General features: G+C 42.0%; 1 protein-coding gene. It reads left to right on the forward strand.

Annotated features, from left to right (window positions below; genetic code table 11):
- Positions 1-72: 72 nt before the first annotated feature.
- On the forward strand, positions 73-982 hold a 910-nt coding region (locus tag ACYVTD_RS14005), incomplete at its 3' end, for an ABC transporter ATP-binding protein (RefSeq protein WP_461248338.1).

Raw genomic sequence — 982 nt, forward strand, 5'->3', positions numbered from 1 at the left:
AACTGCCTCCCGCTCGCTTGCATATGGTTTGGCGCAAAATATATAGAAAGTTCAACCATCCAAGTCGGCGACATGATGGCATTCATGCAATATGCTATGCAAATAATCATGAGTTTCCTATTTATATCTATGATTTTTGTTTTGCTACCTCGCGCAGCCGTTTCTGCCGAACGTGTAGATGAAATACTAACCCTACCAATAGAAGTCATAGAACCTGAAGACCCACAAAATTTTGTAGACGACGAAAAAGGTTCAGTTGAATTCCAAAACGTATCCTTTGCATACCCCGCCTCAGACACACCCGCAATATCAAATATTACATTCAAGGCAAAACGCGGGGAAACAACCGCCATCATCGGCGCTACCGGTTCAGGAAAAAGCACAATCCTAAACCTTATCATGCGCGCATATGATTCAACAGAAGGTGTCGTAAAAGTTTCTGGTGTCGATGTAAAAGATATCTCGCAGGATGATTTAATGCATGAAATAGGGTATGTACCGCAAAAAAGCAACCTGCTAACTGGCACAATCGAAAGCAATATTAAAATAGGCAAACCAAATGCAACAGGCGAAGAGCTAGCAAAAGCAATCGAGACAGCCCAAGCAGTCGATTTTGTATCTAAACTAAAAGATGGCGTAAAAACCGAAATTTCTCAAGGAGGAAATAACGTATCCGGCGGTCAAAGACAACGTCTTGCAATTGCTCGCGCTCTAATAAAAGACACACCAATCTACGTTTTTGATGACAGTTTCTCCGCCCTAGATTTCAAAACCGACCGCGCTTTGCGAAAAGCTTTGAATAAAAATGTTGCTGATGCTTGTAAAATCATCGTAGCTCAACGCGTCTCAACTATCATGCACGCAAACCAAATAATAGTTTTAGACGAAGGCAAAATTGTCGGCATGGGTTCACACGAAGACCTTCTTAAAACATGTCCTGCATATAAGGAAATCGTCGATTCACAAATGAAAGGGGGTCGAG

This window comes from Treponema sp. R6D11, assembly GCF_054786075.1.